This window comes from Peteryoungia desertarenae, from assembly GCF_005860795.2.
Lineage (GTDB): Bacteria > Pseudomonadota > Alphaproteobacteria > Rhizobiales > Rhizobiaceae > Allorhizobium > Allorhizobium desertarenae.
The window spans coordinates 3,547,769-3,567,646 of the sequence record NZ_CP058350.1 but is presented as its reverse complement, the minus strand read 5'-3'; the positions used below and the strand labels follow the sequence as shown (position 1 = coordinate 3,567,646).

Sequence of the window (19,878 nt, the reverse complement as noted above, 5' to 3'; positions counted from 1 at the left end):
TCTCGTTACGAACCGGCGCCACCCAGAACGGTAACGGCGCGGCGGTTCTGTGACCAGCACGAGATGTCATCGCAGACGGCGACCGGGCGTTCCTTGCCGTAGGAAATCGTGCGCAGGCGGTTTGCCGGCACGCCACGCGAGACGAGATAGTCGCGTGTCGTCGCGGCACGACGGGCACCGAGTGCAAGGTTGTATTCACGGGTACCGCGTTCGTCGGCATGGCCTTCGATCGTGATCGCGTAGTTCGGATACTGCATGAGCCACTGCGCCTGGCGGTCGAGCGTCTGGGCGGCATCGGCGCGAATTGCAGAGGAATCGGTATCGAAGAAAATCCGGTCGCCGACGTTCACGGTAAAGTCCTGCGTCGAGCCGGGTGTTGCTGCACCTGCTCCGGCTCCAAGTCCCAATTCGCCGGCATTGTTGGGAAGGTTTCGTTTATTTGCGCAGCCAGCAAGCGCCAGCGCCATAGCCAGCGCGAGCAGGGCCGGGTTCGTTGCGAGTTGCTGCAGGCGGCTTTTGGCCGGGGTGTGAGTGCGGCTCATCGCCAGTCTCCTTGAGTGTCTCAATTAAGGTTGCCGGATTATAACCATTCGCGGTTAACCGGTGCCGAATGATCGTGGTTAACAAGTTATCAATTCAGGTGCAGAAGCCCATGATTCGCTCTTGTTTGCGGCAAGAACACGGCCATCCGATGTCCTATTCGAGGAGAGGTGACCAGGCCGGATCAGAGGCAAAACTGGGTGTCCTGACCTGCTGCTCGTTATAGCCCGTCAGGTCGATTGAATAGAGCTGCGGGCCACCTGCACCTGCGTTCTGGCGGAAGAACATCAGGACGCGTCCATTGGGTGCCCAGGTGGGTCCTTCGTTGTGGAAGCCGGTCGTCAGGATGCGTTCGCCCGATCCGTCGGTTTTCATCACGCCGATCGAGAAGCGACCACCGGACTGCTTGGTGAAGGCGATCAGATCACCACGCGGTGACCAGACCGGTGTCGAATAGGACCCATCACCAAATGAGATGCGCGTCTGGCCAGAACCGTCTGCATTCATGACGTAAAGCTGTTGACGCCCGCCACGATCGCTTTCGAAAACGATCTGGCTTCCGTCCGGCGAATAGGATGGAGAGGTGTCGATTGCATTGGTGTTTGTGAGACGCGTGGTCGTGCGCGAGCGGAGATCCATCGTATAGATATTGGCATTCCCGTCCTGTTGCAGACTCATGATGACCCGCTGTCCGTCTGGAGAGAAGCGTGGCGAGAATGTCATGCCGGGAAAATTGCCCACCACTTCGCGCTGACCCGTTTCCAGTTGTAGCAGATAAACGCGTGGCTGATCACCTTCAAACGACATGTAGGTGATTTCCTGCCGGCTTGGGGAGAAGCGGGGGGTGAGAACGATGTTTTCAGAGCTTGTCAGCATGCGGACGTTCTCGCCGTCCTGGTCCATGATCGCCAGCTGACGCTTGCGGTCGGTCTTCGGACCGCTTTCGGAGACAAAGACAATACGCGTATCGAAATAGCCCTTCTCACCGGTGATGCGTTCGTAGATCGCGTCCGAAATGATGTGGGCAACCCGGCGCCAGTTTTCCGGCTGGGTGAAGAATTGCTGTCCGGTCATCTGCTGTCCGGCAAATGTATCCCAGAGGCGAAATTCCGCACGAAGGCGACCATCGGGCTCGCGGCTGATGCGTCCGACCACGAGGGCCTCCGCCTTCAAGACGGTCCAGTCGGCAAAACGCGGGGGCTGATCCGGATTGGAGATTGTTTCAATGAATGCGCCCCGACTCACAGGGGCAAACAGTCCGGAACGCTTGAGGTTTGCCTCAACAACTGCGGAAATCTGTGCCCCAATGCCGTCCGTTGAGACGAAATCGGTAATGGCAATTGGCAAAGGCTGTACATTGCCGCGATTGATGTTGATCTCGACGGCCGCCTTTACGGGGGAGGCAAACGCGCCTGCCATGCCTATGCAGACCAGCAGAAGGCGGAGGAGATGGAGTTTTTTCATTCTATCGAAGCCTTTCAGCTCTTACATCAGTTGGCTGGGGTCGAAATTGACGACAACCTCGGACCAGGTCTCGTATTTGTCCTTGGGCAAATTCGAGAAGGGGGCCGACTTGCGAACGGCGCGGACCGCGCCGCTGATCAACACCCGTTGAGCAGTTGGTGAGCCTCCGGTAGCGGTGGCCTCTGGCTGCCCGATCAAGTTACCATCGGGATCAAGCCGGAATGTGACGCGAACGCGGACGTCCTGGGCATCTGCCATGCCCGGAGTGATCAGCCAGTTGTTCTCAATGATGCCGCGCAGGGCATCGAGTTCACTCTGGCTCAGTTTCTCGCCGCCGGTATCGCTGCGGCCACCCAGTGCCGCCTCGTCGGTTGATCGACGCGCACCGCCGCCCGCAGCATCCACGTTGTTGAGAAGTGCTGCCACTTCGTCGGCGTTGAAGCTGCTGTCCATCTGCGGCTGCTGCTGCCGTGTTGTTTCCTCGCGCTGAGGATCGGGCTTGACCTCAGGCTTCGGTTCGGACCGCTGAGGGATGCTGGCGGTCTCGACCTTGGGACGTGCAGGTGGCACGGGTGCCTTTTCAGGCAAGGGAATGGCTTCGGCGGCAGGCTGTGGTTCCGGCGCGGCCTCCTGAGGTGTTTCTTCCGGTGGTGATGGTGGTGCTGTCTCTGCGGGAGCAGCTTCGGCAACCTCGGTCGGTGTCGGAACCGGTGCCGGAGCGGGCTCTTCGACCTTTGGCGGGGCTGTGGCCACCTCTTCCCGTGGCGGTCGCTCCGACGGACGTGGTGGTGTCTTCAGATCGACATCGTTATCACCGAAATTCTCGGCCTGCTCGGCAATCGGCGGCCGTGAGGTCGGAACCGGTGCCGATCTCTCGCCCAGCGGTGCGTTCTTGTCGCCTCGCTGAATCTGGGTGAATTCCTCGATCGGCACGATGTCGACCGGGAGCGTTTCGACATTGGCGAATTCGAGTTTTTCAGGCGAGCCAAGGCTGACCAGCGCCACCGAGAGCGCCAGTCCGTGTATCAGCGACGATGCAATGATACTGCCCTTCATATCGACCTATCAGTTCTGCTGTTCCTGTAGGGTCACAAGACCGATATTGGTGAAGCCGGCTGCGGAGATACGCGCCATGACCTGCATGACGGTTCCGTATTGTGCCGCGGTGTCGGCGCGGACGAATATCCGTTCGTTGTAACCGGTCTGGGCGATGGCCTCCAGCTTCGGCACAACTTCATCAATACCGATGACCGTTTCCTGCAGGTAGATTTCACCCTGCGGATTTACCGACACCGTGATTGGTTGAGTTTCCGTGTTCAGGGCGCCGGCACGTGTCTGCGGCAGATCGATCGGCACGCCGACGGTCATCATAGGTGCCGCCACCATGAAGATGATCAGCAGCACGAGCACCACGTCAACGAACGGCGTTACGTTGATGTCGCTGACCAGCGCCTTCTTGCCGCGTCGGCGACCGCGACGTCCGCCGCCTCCGCCACCTGCTCCGACTGACATACCCATTTGTTGCTCCCGTCGCTTCTACTTTACTGCGCTGCCTGGCGTGGCTGCAGTTTCTCGTCGATCTGGCGCGAGAGAATGGCAGAGAATTCGTCAGCAAAGCCTTCCATGCGGCCGATCAGCTTTCCAGCTTCGCCAGAGAGCTTGTTATAGGCCATGACGGCGGGAATAGCGGCAATCAGACCGATCGCGGTTGCCAGCAGCGCTTCAGCGATACCTGGTGCTACGACGGCAAGGCTTGCACTGTTCGAACCGGCGATCGCCTGGAAGGAGGTCATGATACCGACAACCGTACCGAACAGTCCGATAAACGGACCGGCCGAGCCGATGGTCGCCAGCGATGGCAGGCGGGCCTCGAGCGCTTCGCTTTCCCGTGCCATGGTCACGTCCATGGCGCGGTCTATGCGCATCTGCAGTCCAATCGGAGAGCGTGCACCGCGTTCAAAGCTTTTCTTCCACTCCCGCATGGCGGCAACGAACATGGCAGCAAGGCCGGTATTGTTGCGCTCGGCGAGAGTTCGATAGAGCTCTTCCAGCGATTGACCCGACCAGAAGACCTGTTCGAACTGGTCATACTGACGGCGAACCCGTGCATAGGTAAGGTATTTGTCGATGATGATGGCCCAAGTCCATATGGAGGCGCCGACAAGGCCGATCATGACGAGCTTCACGATCAGGCCTGCCTGCATGAACAGACCCCAAAGGCTGACGTCATGGGCAGCCGCTGCCATTCCAACTTGTTCCATCGCCGAATAATCCTCGAAATCCAAACGCCCGGCGATAGACCGGGCGACGCATCAGCTTAACGGTAGAAAAGAGTACGGTCGCTTTAGGTGGACGCCCTTATCCCGTTTCAAGCTCCCAGCCTGCTTCGTGGCTGAAAATTTTGGTCAAAGGAAGGCGTGCGGCGCACAAATTTCTGCTGCCGGATTAAGCCATCATTATGGTTAAGACTGTCTTACTTTGCGCTGTTTTCCTGGCCTTTGGCAAGGAATTGGTAAGCTAATTGCTCCGGCAGCCGCCTGGGGCGCCCCTGTCTGTTCACCACCGCAATGATGACCTTCGCATCAATCAGCAGCTGCGTGCCCCGGCTGATCGTCTGTTCGAGAATCATCTTGGCGCCACCTGCTTTTCCCGTTCTGGTCACGACGGTGATGACGTCATCCATCCGAGCCGGCGCTTTGAAGTCGATTTCCATGCGGTGGACCATGAAGGCAAGGCCTTCGTCACTAGCCTCAAAAAGAGCGGACTGTTCGACGCCTAGACAACGCAGGTAGTCCGTGCGGGCGCGTTCCATGAAATGCAGATAGCGGGCATGATAGACAGCGCCGGAAAAGTCCGTGTCTTCGTAGTAGACGCGCTGGGTGAGGTGGTGGGCGCCCTCGATGATTTCACCGGATAGTGGAAAGTATTTGGTTTCGCTCACGTGCAGTCCTCGCTTGTTTTTCGGCTCTAGCAGACGCAACAAGTCGAAGCCAGTCTCAGCCCTGTTTCCCATCGAGATCGCCGTCATGCCAGACGATGTGCTTCGGAGAGATCGGCAAGGATTCGATCTCGTCGGCAATGAAGTAAGGCGGAATATCGAGAGCAATCAGCGCTTCCCGTGTTGCCTGAACCCATTTGAACTCAAGGCTGTTCTTGCCGTCCTCGTTGCGGTGGATGATGTCGGTCGAATGGAAGGGGAAGTGGTCCGGGATCTCCATGCGGTAGTAAAGGCCCAGTTCATGCCAGGCCTTGCCCTCGTAGTCGAAGAAATTCTCGACGATCCAGAGCAGTTCCTGGACCCTGGCCTCGACACCCAGTTCCTCCTGCATTTCGCGCATGAGCGTTTCCGCCGAAGTTTCGCCGATTTCGGCCCGGCCTCCGGGAAAGGTCCAGAAACTCTCATGGGTGGCGCGGTGGACCAGAACATGACCGTCGCGGAAGGCGAGGCCTGCGATGCGATGGTTGAACCGCTGCTTACCGTCCTTGATGGTGATCAGGGTGCGTTTGGACACGGTCTTAATCGTCCTCGAGCGTCAGGCGGAATTGCGCCGCTTCGAGATCTTTTGGCGGCGTCATGCCCAGGTGCTTCCAGGCAGTCGCCGTCAAGACACGGCCACGCGGGGTGCGCTGGATGAAGCCCTGCTGGATCATATAGGGCTCGATGATGTCCTCGATCGCGTCGCGCGGTTCCGAGAGACCGGCGGCGATGGTTTCGATGCCGACAGGGCCGCCGCCGAAATTCACGGCGATCATCGAGAGATAGCGCATGTCGAGCTGGTCGAGGCCCATATTGTCGACGTTGAGCCGCGTGAGTGCTTCGTCCGCGATCTGCCGGGTTACCGCTTCCGCGCGGGCGACCTCGGCGAAGTCGCGGACACGGCGCAGCAGGCGGCCGGCAATGCGTGGCGTGCCGCGGGCGCGGCGGGCAACTTCGCGGGCGCCGTCGTCCGTCATCGGCAGATTGAGGAGCCGGGCGCCACGGCGGACGATCGATTCGAGTTCCTCGACCGTGTAGAAATTCAGCCGTACCGGAATGCCAAAACGATCCCGCAAGGGGGTGGTCAACAGGCCGAGACGGGTGGTGGCGGCAACGAGGGTGAATTTCGACAGGTCGATCTTCACCGAGCGGGCTGCCGGCCCTTCGCCGATGATCAGGTCGAGCTGGAAGTCCTCCATGGCCGGATAGAGGATTTCCTCGACGGCGGGGCTCAAGCGATGGATTTCGTCGATGAAGAGCACATCGCGCTCTTCGAGATTGGTCAAAAGGGCGGCGAGATCGCCAGCCTTGGCGATGACGGGCCCCGAGGTCGAGCGGAAATTGACGCCGAGTTCCTTGGCCATGATCTGGGCAAGCGTCGTCTTGCCAAGCCCCGGCGGGCCGACGAAGAGCACGTGATCCAGCGCTTCGCCCCGGTTCTTCGCAGCCTCGATGAAGATTTTCAGATTGGCGCGTGCTTCCGCCTGGCCAGTGAAGTCATCCAGCGACTGCGGGCGGAGTGCTGCATCGAGATCTTCCCCCTTCTTTTCGGGCGAGAGGATGGGGTTGTTGGTCATCATGCGAGAAGTTCCATGGCGGGCACACGGGAGGCGGCGCGTTTGTCGAAGGTCTTTACGGAGGTGCAGCCCTCTTGAATAGACCGGGCGGCAATCAAGGCGTCGGCGAAGTCGGCATTCTTCTGGTCGACCTGCCGCAGTGCTTTTACGACGAGGTCGTGGCTTTCGACAGTCAGGCCCCGGACCTGCAGCAGTTTCGCGATCGCCGTCGAGGCTTCGCGTCTTCCGTAGCCAAGTTGCGAGCGCAATGCCCAGTCCAATTCCAATACGCAAATCAGAGGGAGAAAGGCGAGGTAGTCCTTTCCAAGCCCTTCGGCAAAACTTAGAGCCAGACGCCGTTGATCCGGATCGTCATTGGTCAGAAGCCGGATCAAGATGTTCGTATCAAGGCCAACAAGGGTCATGCCGCAAGATCCGATGGGTCGTCACCCCCGGTAGAAAGTGCGTTTGCGCCTGCCGTCTGGACGACTGCTTCGTCGATTTCCTCCAGTGTTGCGTGTCCGTTTGGCGGCTTGCCAAGAAAACCGGCCAGATCCTTGAGGTCGATGTTCTTGGGAGTGATGACAATTTCGCCGTCAATCACGCTGTAGACCAACTGATCGCCGGGACTCAGATTGAGCAGCTCACGCATTTCTTTCGGAATGGTGATCTGACCTTTGGGGGACATGGTAACTTCCCATGTTTTCATCAGAGTCTCCGACGTTTTGATGTTTTTCCAACTTTATCAGAAATGTCGGAACGAGACAAATTCGGAGGACAACTCACCGCGACAACTCCTTCAGCCCCAGCCGTATCAGCTTGGCGCTGTCAGCGCCTTCGCCGCCGTTCTTCAACGCCGCCGCCACCGCATTGGCGGCCTGGTCGCGGGAATAGCCGAGATTGGTGAGCGCTGAGACAGCATCAGCAACCGGGGCTAAAGCCACGCCTTCGCCGAGCTCCTGCTTCAGCCCGATATTGCCGGAGGCTTCACCGGCAAAGGCGGGGGCCTTGTTCTTCAGTTCAGTGACAAGGCGGAGCGCGACCTTTGGGCCGACGCCGGGGGCGCGGGAGATCGCGGCCTTGTCCTGCAGGGCAATGGCATTGGCGAGTTCCGACGGGGTCAGGGTGGAAAGCACGGCCAGCGCCACCTTGGCGCCGACACCCTGCACGCTCTGCAGGATGTTGAACCACTCCCGCTCCAGCGCGCTCAGGAAGCCGAAGAGTTTCAGCTGGTCCTCGCGGACATAGGTTTCGATGAAGAGCACGACGGCCTCGCCGGGCGAGCCGATGCGGCCAAGTGTTCGCGACGAGCAGTGGGCGACGTAGCAGACGCCGTGGACATCGACGAGAACATAGTCGTCGCCAATCTCGTCAATGGTGCCTTTGAGTTTGCCGATCATGGATGCGTCCGTCGCGTTACAGGGGATGGGTGTCGGGGGAGATGATGTCGAGGTCGGGGAAGTAGCTGCGATAGCCTTTTGGATCCCGGGTCAGGATCTTGTGACCCCTGATGGCGGCATGGGCTCCAATCAGGAAATCCGGCAGCACGCGCTCACGTCCTCCGCCTGCGAGACGGTAGATCCTGAATGCCACGCCAGCTGCGAAGCCAGCCGCCCAGGGGAGGCTCTCGCGATGGAAGTCCGAAACCGGCAGGAGGGCGTCGACGCTATCGCGATCGGAATAACGAACGGAAAATTCGGAATAGATGATCGGATTGATCACCAGCGGCTCGTGACGCGCCAAGCGCAAAAGCTGGCCGCGAGACCATTCGAGCCATTTCGGATCGCGCACGGCAACATCGACGAGCACGTTCGTGTCAACGAGTACGGCCATAACCTAGCGGTCCCGTGTCATCTGCATCAGAGTCTCTGCGTCAACATCCTGATCGCCTGTGCCTTCCAGTCGCGCCAGGGTCTCCATAAGTCCAGCCAAACGCTCCTTTTCCCTGAGAGCCTCGGCACCGTTCTTGGGCGCAAGCATCAGCCTGCCGTCCTCAACGGTGAAAACGACTTCCGAATTCGGTTCTATGCCAACCAGTTCGCGCAGATCGCGGGGAATGGTCACCTGGCCCTTGGATGTCACGCGCATGTTCGCCTCCAATTCGGTAAGGATAATTCCTACTGGCGGAACAAGTCAAGAACAAATCAGGCGGAGGCTAGCACTTTGCGCATCCTGTCGCCGCCGCGATTGTGGGCGTGGCAGATGGCGATGGCGAGTGCGTCGGCGGCGTCGTTGCCCTTGAATTCGGCTTTGGGCATCAGGATCTTCAGCATCATGTGGATCTGCTGCTTTTCGCCATGGCCGACACCGATGACGGACTTCTTCACGGCATTCGGCGCATATTCCGCAACCGGCAGTCCGGCGCGGGCAGGGACCAGCATGGCGATGCCGCGGGCCTGGCCGAGCTTCAGCGTGGCCACCGCATCCTTGTTGACGAAGGTCTGCTCGACGGCGGCCTCATCGGGCTTGTAGGTGTGGACGACTTCGGCCAGCCCGTCATGCAGCTGGCAGAGGCGGGAGGCCAGATCCATGTCGCCATCGGAGGTCACGGTCCCTGACGCGACGAAGCGCAGCGAATTTCCGAACGTTTCGATAATGCCCCAGCCGCAGCGGCGGAGGCCCGGGTCGATGCCGATGATGCGAATCGTAGAGGTCATGGAACTATCCTAATGCGGTATCGCCGATCTCTGCCAGTGAAATGTGAACAAAACCGAAACATACGAAGTGATTATGATATGTTATCGTCACCTCTTGGGACTTCGGGGGAAGCCCACTACATGGAGGCGGTGAAAAACAAAGGCGTTTGACATGATACCGTTTTCCATTCTCGATCTCTCTCCCGTTGCCGAAGGGCATACGGTCCGTGAAGCACTGGACGCATCCAGGCGGCTTGCACAGGTGGCGGAGAAGAATGGCTATCTCCGCTACTGGCTGGCCGAACATCATGGCATGCCGGGCATCGCCAGCGCCGCCACGGCACTGGTCATCTCGCATGTGGCCGCCGGCACTCAGACTATTCGGGTGGGGTCCGGTGGGGTCATGCTGCCCAATCACTCGCCGCTGGTGATCGCGGAGCAATTCGGCACGCTGGAAGCGCTCTATCCTGGACGCATTGATCTTGGCCTCGGACGAGCTCCAGGGACTGACATGCGCACCGCACGCGCCCTTCGCCGAAACATGGAAGCTGGCGCCGAAAGCTTCCCGCACGACATTCTCGAGCTGCAAAAGCTCATCGGGGAGGGAGGCGATGACGGCGTCGTGCAGGCATTTCCTGGTGCAGGAAGTCATGTGCCGATCTGGATCCTTGGTTCCAGCCTTTACAGTGCGCATCTGGCTGCTGCGCTCGGCTTACCCTATGCTTTCGCATCCCATTTTGCGCCGGATCAACTGGCAGATGCGATCGCGATCTATCGAGAGCGGTTTCAACCGTCAGCGCAATTGCAGGCGCCTTATGTCATGGCAGGGGTGATGGCTTCCGTCGCCGACAGCGACGCCCGTGCCGCCTATCATTTCACCTCGGCACAGCAGCAGTTCATCAATCTGCGCAGAAATGTTCGCGGCAAGTTTCCGCGCCCGGTAGACGATATGTCCAGGTTGTGGACTGACGTTGAGCGTCACGGCGTTGAGCATACGCTGCGGTATGCCATTGTCGGATCGCCTGGCGTTGCGGCGGAAAAGCTCGCAGATTTCATCGAACGTTTCAGACCCGATGAATTGATCGTCTCCACACCAATTCATGATGTTGAGGCAAGGCTGATGTCTGTGGCCCTCCTTGCCGGTTTGCGGGAGCAGATTTTCGCCGCCGCATGATCGAGTTAACGCGATAAATCTGAAAGCTTGGAAATTTTTTTAACTGCCGCTTAAGCGTTTGGCATGAAACCTGCCAATCTAAAGGGGCGGCGTGTGAGCTGTCCGGTTTTCTTTCAAATGCCTGCCATGGCTGTTCTGGAGCCATGGAGGCCTCCGGGATCCGTCATGGCTGCTCGTTTGAACTCTCTCTCCTCCAAGGTCATTGGTCTGTTTCTGCTCCTTACCGTAGTGACGGTCGCGCTGCTGAACGTCTTCGCCTATCGATCCTCCAACGCTGAGTTTGCGGCTCTGACTGAGAAGTCGATGGTCGCAGCGCTGACATTTCGCGGCGACATGTTGTCAGAGCAGTTGAAGCAGATTGAGAACCAGGCGAACTCGATAGCCAAGATCGAGAGTCTGCAACAATCGCTTACCGGGCTGAAAAGCGGCTGGAACACGATTACGAAAAACTCCGGTGACGCGAAATCAGAACTGCAGCGGGTGTTTGTTTCTGAAAATCCGTTTCCAGCTGGCGAACGCGAAAAGCTGGTAAAGCCAGAAGGTCCGAGCGGCTTCTATTATTCCACGCACGAGACGACCCAAGTCCAGGTCGGCGACTACCTGCGCAACACCGCTTTCAGCGATATGCTGATCCTCGATCAGTCGGGCAATGTACTCTACAGTTATCGCAAAGGGCCCAGTTTCGCCGAAAATGTCACTACAGGTCCGTTGGCGGCGTCCGGTCTGGGCAAGGTCTTCGCCCTGAGCGTCGAAGCGGCCGAGGCTGCGGTCGATGATGTCGCTGCCATAACCTTTTCGGGCCTCTCAGTCGGAGCCAATGCTGCTACGCCCGAAGTTTACTTCGCAGTCCCGGTCGTGAAGTTCGAGTCATTCAAGGGTGTTTTCGTTTTCCAGGTGGATGCCAATGCGCTGAGCCGCATTTTGTCCAAGGGAATCGTGCCCGGCAGCACGGAGCAGACGGCGATCCTGTCGGCAGACGGCACGGGCATTGCACTTGGAGGCGACGGTTCGCTGGTGGACATCAAGTCTGCAGATTTCAATTTCCCGGCAAATCCGACCGTCGATCAGATCTTCAGTTCCGAGATCACCCGCAACGATGGTGCTGCCAAGGCTTTCGGGCGGGCCGTCATGTTCAACGATCAGGTTTATGTCGTTGCCGAGAGCATCAGCCACACGGAACTCGCGGCCGGGTCCATGCGGATAGCCCAGACCCTGATGATCACGGGTCTTCTGGCGCTTCTTGCCCTTGCCTTTGCCACGGGTTTTCTGATGAAGCGGCTGTTTGCCCCCTTGGCGGCATTGACCCAATTCACCGGTGAGGTTGCTGACGGGAAACTGGACAACACGGTTCCCAATCAGCATCGCGGCGACGAGATCGGCAGGATGGCACGGGCGCTGGAGCGCTTCCGGCTGGGGCTGATCGAACAGCAACGCCAGTCACTGGAGCGGCGTGAGGAACGCGAGCGGGTGGAACTGGAGCGACGGCAGCGGATGACAGAACGAGATGCAGAGGCTGCAACTCTTCAGCAAGTCGTCGAGGTTTTGGACGAAGGCCTTGGTCGCCTTGCAAAGGGCGATTTGTCCTTCAAGATCAATCATCGTTTCCCCGACGCGCTGGAGAGCCTGCGAGCCAATTTCAACAATGCATTGGCAACACTCAGTCAGACCCTTTCCGGTATCGGTGGAAACTCGGTTGCCGTCAGGGCTGGTTCTGAGGAGATGCGGGCCGGAGCCGATCAATTGGCAGAGCGCACCGAACGGCAGGCGATCGCTGTTTCTGAAGCCGCAAATGCAATCAAGGAAATCACTGATGCGGTTCAGGTACAGATCTCACGCGCTGCAGAAGCCGAAAAGATCGCCCGTCACGCCAAGCAGGATACGGAGCATTCCGGACTGATCATGGGCGATACGATCAGCGCGATGGAAGCAATTCAGTGCTCCAGCCAGGAGATCAATAAGATCATTGGCGTCATTGATGAAATTGCCTTCCAGACCAATCTCCTGGCGCTGAATGCCGGCGTTGAGGCCGCGCGTGCCGGCGAAAGTGGCAAGGGATTTGCCGTGGTTGCGCAGGAAGTTCGCGCATTGGCACAGCGCTCCTCAACGGCTGCGAAGGAGATCAGTGACCTTCTGGCCAAGTCCACGGTCGAAGTTGAAAACGGTGTCAGCCTGGTTGAAAAGGCAGGGGCTGCCCTCAACGGTATCGGCGCGCATGTTCTGGCGATCAATAGTCACATCAGCGAGATCATGGAATCGACGCGCGAAGAGGCGGAAACCCTCGGGCATATTCATGGTTCCGTTGGCAAGCTCGACACCATGACGCAGCAAAATGCTGCCCTGGTCGAAGAAACGACCGCTGCAATACACAAGCTGGCGCAGGAAGCTGCCGAGATGGATCAACAACTCGGACAGTTCACACTGGATAATCAGCCCGGGAAGTTCGACGGGATGACAGCGTCCCGTCAACGAATGGCTGGCTGAAGGGCCCTGCCAAAACAAGACTCGATCGAAACGGCGCGTGTCCGACGGGACGCGCGCCGCTTTCCTTTCCTGTCGCAAGGAACATTACTTCGTTCCCAAGCGTCTTGGTTAGCAAGGTCCAAAGAGGCAGAGTTAATGACTAGGGTTAAGTGCAACTTAACTTTTCCATTCCATTATCCTCACGTGTTCTGATTATCGGCCGCTTCTGGCCTGATTTAAGCAACCAGGGGAATTTGGAGTATCCTGCCATGAAGACGAGCTTGATTGCTGTCGCTGCCGCCATGCTGGCCAGCACGACTGCCTATTCTGCAGATGTGTATCAACCCGAGCCGGCGCCCTATATCGCGGCACCGGAAATCACGGTATCCGAGGCTTCCGGCTGGTATCTGCGCGGTGACCTTGGCTATAGCTTCAACAAGATCAAAGGCGCTCATTATTTTCAGGGATCCAACGCCCTCGTTAATGATTTTGCAACCGTCGACCTGAAAGACAGCTTCACCGTCGGTGCTGGTGTCGGCTACCAGATCAACAACTATCTGCGCACCGATCTGACCTTCGACTACAAGTTCAAGAGCGATTTCCGCGGTTCGACTGTCGGGAGCTGCGGCTTCCCGCTTGAGCCGTGCCGATCGACTGACATTTCCGCAATGCGTGCCTACACTCTCATGGCCAATGCCTATGTTGACCTCGGCACTTACGGATACTTCACGCCCTATGTCGGTGGCGGTATCGGCGGCTCGTATGTCAAGTGGGACAAACTCAGAAACACCTCCTGCCAAAACGATGGAGGCGGATGCGACGCCACAGTCGAGCATCATGGAGCCGGCAGCTGGCGCTTTGCCTACCAGTTGATGGCGGGTGCTTCCGTTGATCTCACCTGCGCCGTCAAGGCCGATGCCGGCTACCGTTTCCGCCATACCATGGGTGGTGATATGTTCGGCTTCGCTTCCAACGGTGGGCCGGGTTATGACAAGGGCTTCCAAAGCCATGAGCTGTATGCCGGTGCTCGCTATGTATTCGGCGGTTGCCAGGAGCAGCAGGTCGCTTTCGACCCACCGCCTCCGCTGGTCTACAAGTGAGATCGATGTCACTGACTTCTCGCAAGGCCGCCTCCGGGCGGCCTTTCTGCATTTGGTGAACACCGAGACATGCCGCAGGCGCGCCAAAAATATTTCTCGGAGCGACGTTGCGCCGCTTGACGACGACAGGCGACAGGAGTAGTTCCGACGGCGGGACACCTCTCCCCAACGAGAGGCTAATTACCTGGAAGGGTATCTATATGGCTGATATCGTCGCCCCTGCCGCGCGTCCGGCAAACTCTCATTTTTCGTCTGGCCCCTGCTCGAAGCGTCCCGGTTGGTCGCTCGATGCGCTTTCCGATGCCCCGCTCGGCCGATCGCACCGCGCCAAGGTCGGCAAGGAAAAGCTGAAGCTGGCCATCGACCTGACCCGCGAAATCCTGAACGTCCCCGCTGACTACCGCATCGGCATTGTTCCGGCCTCCGATACGGGCGCCGTCGAAATGGCCATGTGGTCGCTGCTCGGCGAACGTGGCGTCGACATGCTCTCCTGGGAAAGTTTTGGCGCCGGCTGGGTCACCGATGTGGTGAAGCAGCTGAAGCTTGCCGATGTCCGCAAGTTCAATGCCGATTACGGCCTGCTGCCGGACCTTTCCGCCGTCGATTTCGACCGCGATGTCGTCTTCACCTGGAACGGCACCACCTCGGGCGTGCGCGTACCGAATGCCGATTTCATTCCGGCTGACCGCAAGGGCCTGACCATCTGCGACGCCACCTCCGCAGCCTTTGCCCAGGACATGGACTTCTCGAAGCTCGATGTCACCACCTTCTCCTGGCAGAAGGTTCTGGGCGGCGAGGGCGGTCACGGCGTGATCATCCTGTCGCCGCGCGCTGTCGAGCGTCTGACGACCTATGTTCCGGCCTGGCCGCTGCCGAAGATCTTCCGCATGACCTCTGGCGGCAAGCTGATCGAAGGCATCTTTGTCGGCGAGACCATCAACACCCCGTCCATGCTCTGCGTCGAAGACTATATCGATGCCTTGAAGTGGGCGAAGTCGATCGGTGGTCTCGAAGCCCTGATCGCGCGTGCCGATGCCAATGCGAAGGTGATCTTCGACTTCATCGAGAAGAACGACTGGATCGCCAATCTCGCCGTCGACCCGGCCACGCGCTCCAACACCTCGGTCTGCGTCAAGATCGTTGACCCTGAGATTACGGCGCTTGATGCCGACGCTCAGGCCGCCTTTGCCAAAGGCATTGCCAGCATTCTCGAAAAGCAGGGTGTCGCCTATGACATCGGAGCTTATCGCGATGCACCGGCCGGTCTTCGCATCTGGGCGGGTGCCACGATCGAGACTGCTGACATGGCGGCTCTGATGCCGTGGCTCTCCTTCGCCTATGAGACGCAGAAGGCGTCTCTCGCCAAGGCTGCCGCCTGATCCTTTTTCAAGGCATGACAACGTCATCCTCGGCCTTGTGCCGAGGATCTTATCCCATCACCAGGACCGATCGGTCGCAGATGCTCGGGACAAGCCCGCGCATGACGGCGGAAAGGTTGCAGTCTGAACCCCTTTAAGGAGCCCAGCACCATGGCACCTCGCGTTCTCGTATCCGACGAACTCTCGGAAACCGCCGTCCAGATCTTCCGCGATCGCGGCGTCGAAGTTGATTTCCAGCCGAAGCTCGGCAAGGACAAGGAAAAGCTCGCTGAAATCATCGGCAATTACGATGGTCTCGCCATTCGCTCTGCCACCAAGGCAACGGAAAAACTGATCGCTGCTGCGACCAACCTCAAGGTCATCGGCCGCGCCGGCATCGGCGTCGACAATGTCGATATCCCGGCTGCGTCCAAGCGCGGCATCATCGTGATGAACACGCCCTTCGGCAATTCGATCACGACGGCGGAACATGCCATCGCCCTCATGTTTGCCGTTGCCCGCCAGATCCCGCAGGCCGACGTTTCGACCCAGGCCGGCAAGTGGGAAAAGTCGAAGTTCATGGGTGTCGAGATCACCGGCAAGACGCTCGGTGTCATCGGTGCCGGCAATATCGGTGGCATCGTCTGCAAGAAGGCCATCGGCCTTGGCATGCATGTGCTGGCCTATGACCCCTTCCTGTCGAATGATCGCGCCCAAGAAATGGGTGTGACCAAGGTTGAGCTGGACGAACTCCTCGCCAAGGCTGATTTCATCACGCTGCATGTGCCGATGACCGACAAGACACGCGGCATCCTCAGCAAGGAGAACATTGCCAAGACCAAGCCTGGCGTGCGCATTATCAACTGCGCCCGCGGTGGTCTGGTTGACGAGGCCGCCCTTGCCGAAGCCATCAAGTCCGGCCATGTCGCAGGTGCCGGTTTCGATGTCTTCGAGGTCGAACCCGCGACCGAAAGCCCGCTCTTCGGCCTGCCGAATGTCGTCTGCACGCCGCATCTGGGCGCCTCGACCACCGAAGCCCAGGAAAACGTCGCGCTTCAGGTCGCCGAACAGATGTCGGACTACCTGATGAAGGGTGCCGTCTCCAACGCCATCAACATGCCGTCGATCACGGCTGAAGAAGCGCCGATCCTGAAGCCGTTCATCCGCCTCGCCGACGTGCTCGGCTCCTTTGCCGGCCAGATGACCGAGAACCCGATCAAGGAAATCGAAATCCTTTATGACGGTGTCACCTCGACGATGAACACCAAGGCGTTGACCTCGGCACTGCTCGCCGGTCTGATCCGCCCGTTGGTGGCCGATGTGAACATGGTTTCGGCACCGATCATGGTGAAGGAAAAGGGGATCATTGTCTCGGAAGTGAAGCGCGACAAGACCGGCGTCTACGACGGTTACATCAAGCTCACCATCACCACCGAGAAGCAGACCCGCTCGGTTGCCGGCACCGTCTTCTCCGACGGCAAGCCGCGCTTCATCCAGATCAAGGGCATCAACATGGATGCCGATGTCGGTCAGAACATGATCTATATCTCCAATACCGACGTGCCCGGCATGATCGGTTTCATGGGCACCACGCTCGGCAATGCTAAGGTCAATATCGCGAACTTCCAGCTCGGTCGCGACAAGGAAGGCGGCGATGCCATCGCGCTTCTCTATGTCGATGGCCCGGTTGATCAGGCCGTGCTGAACCAGCTGACCGCCAATCCGGCTGTGAAGCAGGCCAAGTCGCTGGTGTTCAACGTCGATTGATCGACTGACTGCTTCTCCAGGAATTCAAGGCGGCGCGGGATCAAACCCGCGCCGTTTGCGTTTTGCCGAGGTGTGCGCCGCAGTCATCAAAAATATGGAAATTGATATGCGTGTAACTGACGCAGGGCGAGGCTTCGCATTGGCTTCTTGGTAGTTGATCCTGTAGGGTCGTTTCCGTGTCGGGGGACCAGGAACGAAAGGCTTAGCCCATGTTCGAGAACTTCGATGCCGAGATCTTGGCGCGAATCCAGTTCGCGTTCACAGTATCCTTCCACATTATCTTTCCGGCTTTTTCGATTGGACTGGCGAGCTATCTCGCCGTGCTGGAGGGCCTCTATATCTGGAAGAAAGACAAGATCTATCTGGAACTCTTTGATTTCTGGAAGATCATCTTTGCCGTTGCCTTCGGCATGGGGGTCGTGTCCGGCATTGTGATGTCCTATCAGTTCGGCACGAACTGGTCCGTCTTCTCCGACAAGGCTGGCCCGGTCATCGGCCCGCTGATGGGCTATGAGGTGCTCACTGCCTTTTTCCTTGAAGCCGGCTTCCTTGGGGTCATGCTGTTTGGCCGCAGTCGTGTGGGACTGGGGTTGCATTTTTTTGCTACGCTGATGGTTGCCTTCGGCACGCTGATCTCGGCCACCTGGATCCTCTCGGTGAATTCCTGGATGCAGACGCCAGCGGGCTTTGCCATGAACGATGTCGGACAGTTCGTGCCGGTTGACTGGTGGGCGATCGTCTTCAACCCGTCCTTCCCCTATCGTCTCACCCATATGGTCATCGCCGCCTATCTGACGACGGCCTTCGTCGTCGGCGCGGTCGGGGCATGGCACCTGATCAAGGGCACGGCGCCGCGACGTGCCGGGACGATGTTTTCCATGGCGATGTGGATGGCTGCCATCGTCGCTCCCATCCAGATTTTCGTCGGCGACATGCACGGGCTCAATACGCTGGAGCATCAGCCTACGAAAATCATGGCGATGGAGGGGCATTTCGACAGCCATCCGGAGGGTGCACCGCTCATTCTCTTTGGCATACCGAACGAAACCGAAAAGCGGGTGGATTATGCAATCGAGATACCCAAGCTTTCCAGCCTGATCCTGAAGCATGATCTCAATGCGCCGCTTGACGGGCTGGATGCGGTCCCCGACGCGTTGGAGCCGCCAGTGACGATCGTCTTCTGGTCGTTCCGGGTGATGGTCGCTCTTGGTTTTGCGATGCTGGGTGTCGGCCTCTTCAGTCTCTGGTGTCGCTGGCGTGGTACGCTCTATGAGAACCAAGGGTTGCATCGGATGGCCGTTGTAATGGGACCGTCAGGTTTCGTCGCGGTGCTGGCCGGCTGGATCACGACGGAGGTCGGGCGTCAGCCTTATACGGTCTACGGCCACCTGATGACGGCTGACTCCTTGTCGCCGATTGCCGCTCCAGCCGTGGCTGCCTCGCTCATCAGCTTCATCATCGTCTATTTCGTCGTTTTCGGAGCAGGTACATTCTACATTCTGCGCCTGATGGGACGCCTGCCGCGCGATCCACTGGAACCACTCGATGAAGGTCCGATCCGGACCTCCGGTATCACGCCTGCATCCCAACCTGGACATGGAGGCAAGCATGCCCATTGATCTCCCCTTCATCTGGGCCGGCATCATTGCCTTTGCCGTGCTCGCCTATGTCATTCTCGACGGATTCGATCTCGGGGTCGGCATTCTCTTTCCGCTGTTTCCGGAAAAACATGACCGCGACCAGATGATGAATTCGGTCGCCCCGGTTTGGGATGGCAATGAAACCTGGCTGGTCTTGGGTGGTGGCGGACTGCTTGCAGTGTTTCCGCTCGCCTATGCCACCATATTGCCCGCGCTCTATGCGCCGCTGATCCTGATGCTGCTCGGGCTGATCTTTCGCGGCGTTGCCTTTGAATATCGCTGGCGGACCAAGCGGGCCGAATATCTGTGGAACTGGGCCTTTGCCGGCGGCTCAACGCTGGCTGCCCTTTGTCAGGGAATAGCGCTCGGTGCCTTGGTCCAGGGTATTCCGGTGGCTGATCGTGCCTATTCCGGCGGCTGGTGGGACTGGCTGACACCGTTTTCGCTCGCAACCGGCGTGGCCCTGGTGATCGGCTATGCCTTGCTTGGCGCCACCTGGCTGGTGATGAAAACCACCGGCCATCTGGCAGCGCGGGCCAGGCATTTCGCCTTCTTTCTCGCCTTTGCCACTGTCGGGGCGATGGGCATCTTCAGTCTCTGGACGCCCTGGCTGAAACCACTCTATCTGGAGCGCTGGTTCGGTTACCCGACCATGATCTTCTCGGTGATCGTGCCGCTCCTGGTGCTCGCCTGTCTCTACCTGATCGTGACCGGCCTGAAGCGGGGGCATGATGCACGGCCCTTTTTGGCGGCGCTCGGGCTCTTCGTGCTCGGTTATGCAGGCATTGGCATCAGTTTCTATCCCTATATTGTGCCCACGTCGCTGACCATCTGGCAGGCGGCGGCGCCTGATGACAGCCTCGCCTTCCTGCTGGTCGGGGCCGTTATTCTGGTGCCGATGATCCTGGGCTATACCGCCTATGCCTATTGGGTGTTCCGCGGCAAGATCAATCCGGAGGAGGGCTATCATTGATGCGGTCGTCCACCCTTGCAAAGCGGCTGCTCTGGTTCATCGCTCTGTGGGCAGCGGGGGTCGCCACGGTGACCGTGGTCGGCCTCGGCATCAAGCTCTGGCTTGGTGCCTGAGCCGCCAGATCTGCCTGTAAAGTCAGCACTTCTGGTCAATTCTTCGTCAGATCGAAGGGCCGGTCTTCAAATGAGGGCCGGCCCTCGCCATATAAGGGTCAAAGGTTTGCGGACCTGAGC

General features: G+C 58.9%; 21 protein-coding genes. 7 read left to right on the top strand and 14 right to left on the bottom strand.

Features of this window, described 5'->3' with window-relative positions; translation table 11 throughout:
* Window positions 1–5: 5 nt before the first annotated feature.
* From pal to ruvC, 14 genes are all read right to left on the bottom strand, one after another.
* Complete coding sequence (pal, locus tag FE840_RS17345; RefSeq protein ID WP_138287873.1) at window positions 6–542, bottom strand: peptidoglycan-associated lipoprotein Pal; 537 nt, start codon at window positions 540–542, stop codon at window positions 6–8.
* A gap of 154 nt (window positions 543–696) precedes the next feature.
* Entirely contained in the window at window positions 697–1,959 is a 1,263-nt protein-coding gene (gene tolB / locus FE840_RS17340) for a Tol-Pal system beta propeller repeat protein TolB (RefSeq protein WP_425502217.1), read from the bottom strand.
* 66 nt (window positions 1,960–2,025) lie between these two features.
* Window positions 2,026–3,060: a cell envelope integrity TolA family protein gene (locus FE840_RS17335; protein WP_138287871.1), complete on the bottom strand. Its 1,035-nt coding sequence runs from the start codon at window positions 3,058–3,060 to the stop codon at window positions 2,026–2,028.
* Between the two features lie 9 nt (window positions 3,061–3,069).
* Window positions 3,070–3,522: a protein TolR gene (gene tolR, locus FE840_RS17330; RefSeq protein ID WP_138287870.1), complete on the bottom strand. Its 453-nt coding sequence runs from the start codon at window positions 3,520–3,522 to the stop codon at window positions 3,070–3,072.
* 23 nt (window positions 3,523–3,545) lie between these two features.
* Window positions 3,546–4,265 carry a protein TolQ gene (gene tolQ / locus FE840_RS17325; RefSeq protein ID WP_138287869.1) on the bottom strand — a complete coding sequence of 240 codons (720 nt, stop codon included), beginning with the start codon at window positions 4,263–4,265 and terminating at the stop codon, window positions 3,546–3,548.
* 212 nt (window positions 4,266–4,477) lie between these two features.
* Window positions 4,478–5,032, bottom strand: coding sequence for a tol-pal system-associated acyl-CoA thioesterase (gene ybgC / locus FE840_RS17320; protein ID WP_246318803.1), 555 nt, complete (start codon window positions 5,030–5,032; stop codon window positions 4,478–4,480).
* Window positions 5,001–5,516: an NUDIX hydrolase gene (locus tag FE840_RS17315; protein WP_138287868.1), complete on the bottom strand. Its 516-nt coding sequence runs from the start codon at window positions 5,514–5,516 to the stop codon at window positions 5,001–5,003. Before FE840_RS17315 ends, ybgC begins: the two co-directional genes overlap by 32 nt.
* A gap of 4 nt (window positions 5,517–5,520) precedes the next feature.
* Window positions 5,521–6,561: a Holliday junction branch migration DNA helicase RuvB gene (ruvB, locus tag FE840_RS17310; RefSeq protein WP_138287867.1), complete on the bottom strand. Its 1,041-nt coding sequence runs from the start codon at window positions 6,559–6,561 to the stop codon at window positions 5,521–5,523.
* Complete coding sequence (locus FE840_RS17305) at window positions 6,558–6,962, bottom strand: type II toxin-antitoxin system VapC family toxin (RefSeq protein ID WP_138287866.1); 405 nt, start codon at window positions 6,960–6,962, stop codon at window positions 6,558–6,560. The genes ruvB and FE840_RS17305 overlap by 4 nt, the downstream gene beginning before the upstream one ends.
* Window positions 6,959–7,225 carry an AbrB/MazE/SpoVT family DNA-binding domain-containing protein gene (locus tag FE840_RS17300; RefSeq protein WP_246318802.1) on the bottom strand — a complete coding sequence of 89 codons (267 nt, stop codon included), beginning with the start codon at window positions 7,223–7,225 and terminating at the stop codon, window positions 6,959–6,961. The genes FE840_RS17305 and FE840_RS17300 overlap by 4 nt, the downstream gene beginning before the upstream one ends.
* A gap of 94 nt (window positions 7,226–7,319) precedes the next feature.
* Window positions 7,320–7,937 (bottom strand): Holliday junction branch migration protein RuvA, encoded by a 618-nt coding sequence (gene ruvA, locus FE840_RS17295; RefSeq protein ID WP_138287864.1) that lies wholly within the window; start codon window positions 7,935–7,937, stop codon window positions 7,320–7,322.
* A 16-nt stretch (window positions 7,938–7,953) separates the two neighbouring features.
* On the bottom strand, window positions 7,954–8,370 hold the full coding sequence (locus FE840_RS17290; protein ID WP_138287863.1) for a type II toxin-antitoxin system VapC family toxin: 417 nt from the start codon (window positions 8,368–8,370) through the stop codon (window positions 7,954–7,956).
* A gap of 3 nt (window positions 8,371–8,373) precedes the next feature.
* Entirely contained in the window at window positions 8,374–8,625 is a 252-nt protein-coding gene (locus FE840_RS17285; RefSeq protein ID WP_138287862.1) for an AbrB/MazE/SpoVT family DNA-binding domain-containing protein, read from the bottom strand.
* Window positions 8,626–8,681: 56 nt separating this feature from the next.
* Window positions 8,682–9,194, bottom strand: coding sequence for a crossover junction endodeoxyribonuclease RuvC (gene ruvC, locus FE840_RS17280; RefSeq protein WP_138287861.1), 513 nt, complete (start codon window positions 9,192–9,194; stop codon window positions 8,682–8,684).
* Between the two features lie 151 nt (window positions 9,195–9,345).
* Between ruvC and FE840_RS17275 the strand changes: the two genes are divergently transcribed.
* The 7 genes from FE840_RS17275 to cydB all read left to right on the top strand — a co-directional run bounded on the left by FE840_RS17275 (window position 9,346) and on the right by cydB (window position 19,645).
* Window positions 9,346–10,347 carry an LLM class flavin-dependent oxidoreductase gene (locus FE840_RS17275; protein ID WP_138287860.1) on the top strand — a complete coding sequence of 334 codons (1,002 nt, stop codon included), beginning with the start codon at window positions 9,346–9,348 and terminating at the stop codon, window positions 10,345–10,347.
* A gap of 165 nt (window positions 10,348–10,512) precedes the next feature.
* Window positions 10,513–12,828 (top strand): methyl-accepting chemotaxis protein, encoded by a 2,316-nt coding sequence (locus FE840_RS17270; RefSeq protein WP_138287859.1) that lies wholly within the window; start codon window positions 10,513–10,515, stop codon window positions 12,826–12,828.
* A gap of 248 nt (window positions 12,829–13,076) precedes the next feature.
* Window positions 13,077–13,907 carry an outer membrane protein gene (locus FE840_RS17265; protein ID WP_138287858.1) on the top strand — a complete coding sequence of 277 codons (831 nt, stop codon included), beginning with the start codon at window positions 13,077–13,079 and terminating at the stop codon, window positions 13,905–13,907.
* Window positions 13,908–14,107: 200 nt separating this feature from the next.
* On the top strand, window positions 14,108–15,286 hold the full coding sequence (locus FE840_RS17260) for a phosphoserine transaminase (RefSeq protein WP_138287857.1): 1,179 nt from the start codon (window positions 14,108–14,110) through the stop codon (window positions 15,284–15,286).
* 150 nt (window positions 15,287–15,436) lie between these two features.
* Entirely contained in the window at window positions 15,437–17,032 is a 1,596-nt protein-coding gene (gene serA / locus FE840_RS17255) for a phosphoglycerate dehydrogenase (protein ID WP_138287856.1), read from the top strand.
* A gap of 209 nt (window positions 17,033–17,241) precedes the next feature.
* A complete protein-coding gene (locus FE840_RS17250; RefSeq protein WP_138287855.1) occupies window positions 17,242–18,651 on the top strand; it encodes a cytochrome ubiquinol oxidase subunit I in 1,410 nt (469 codons plus the stop codon).
* Complete coding sequence (gene cydB, locus FE840_RS17245) at window positions 18,641–19,645, top strand: cytochrome d ubiquinol oxidase subunit II (RefSeq protein ID WP_138287854.1); 1,005 nt, start codon at window positions 18,641–18,643, stop codon at window positions 19,643–19,645. Before FE840_RS17250 ends, cydB begins: the two co-directional genes overlap by 11 nt.
* Window positions 19,646–19,878: the final 233 nt, after the last annotated feature.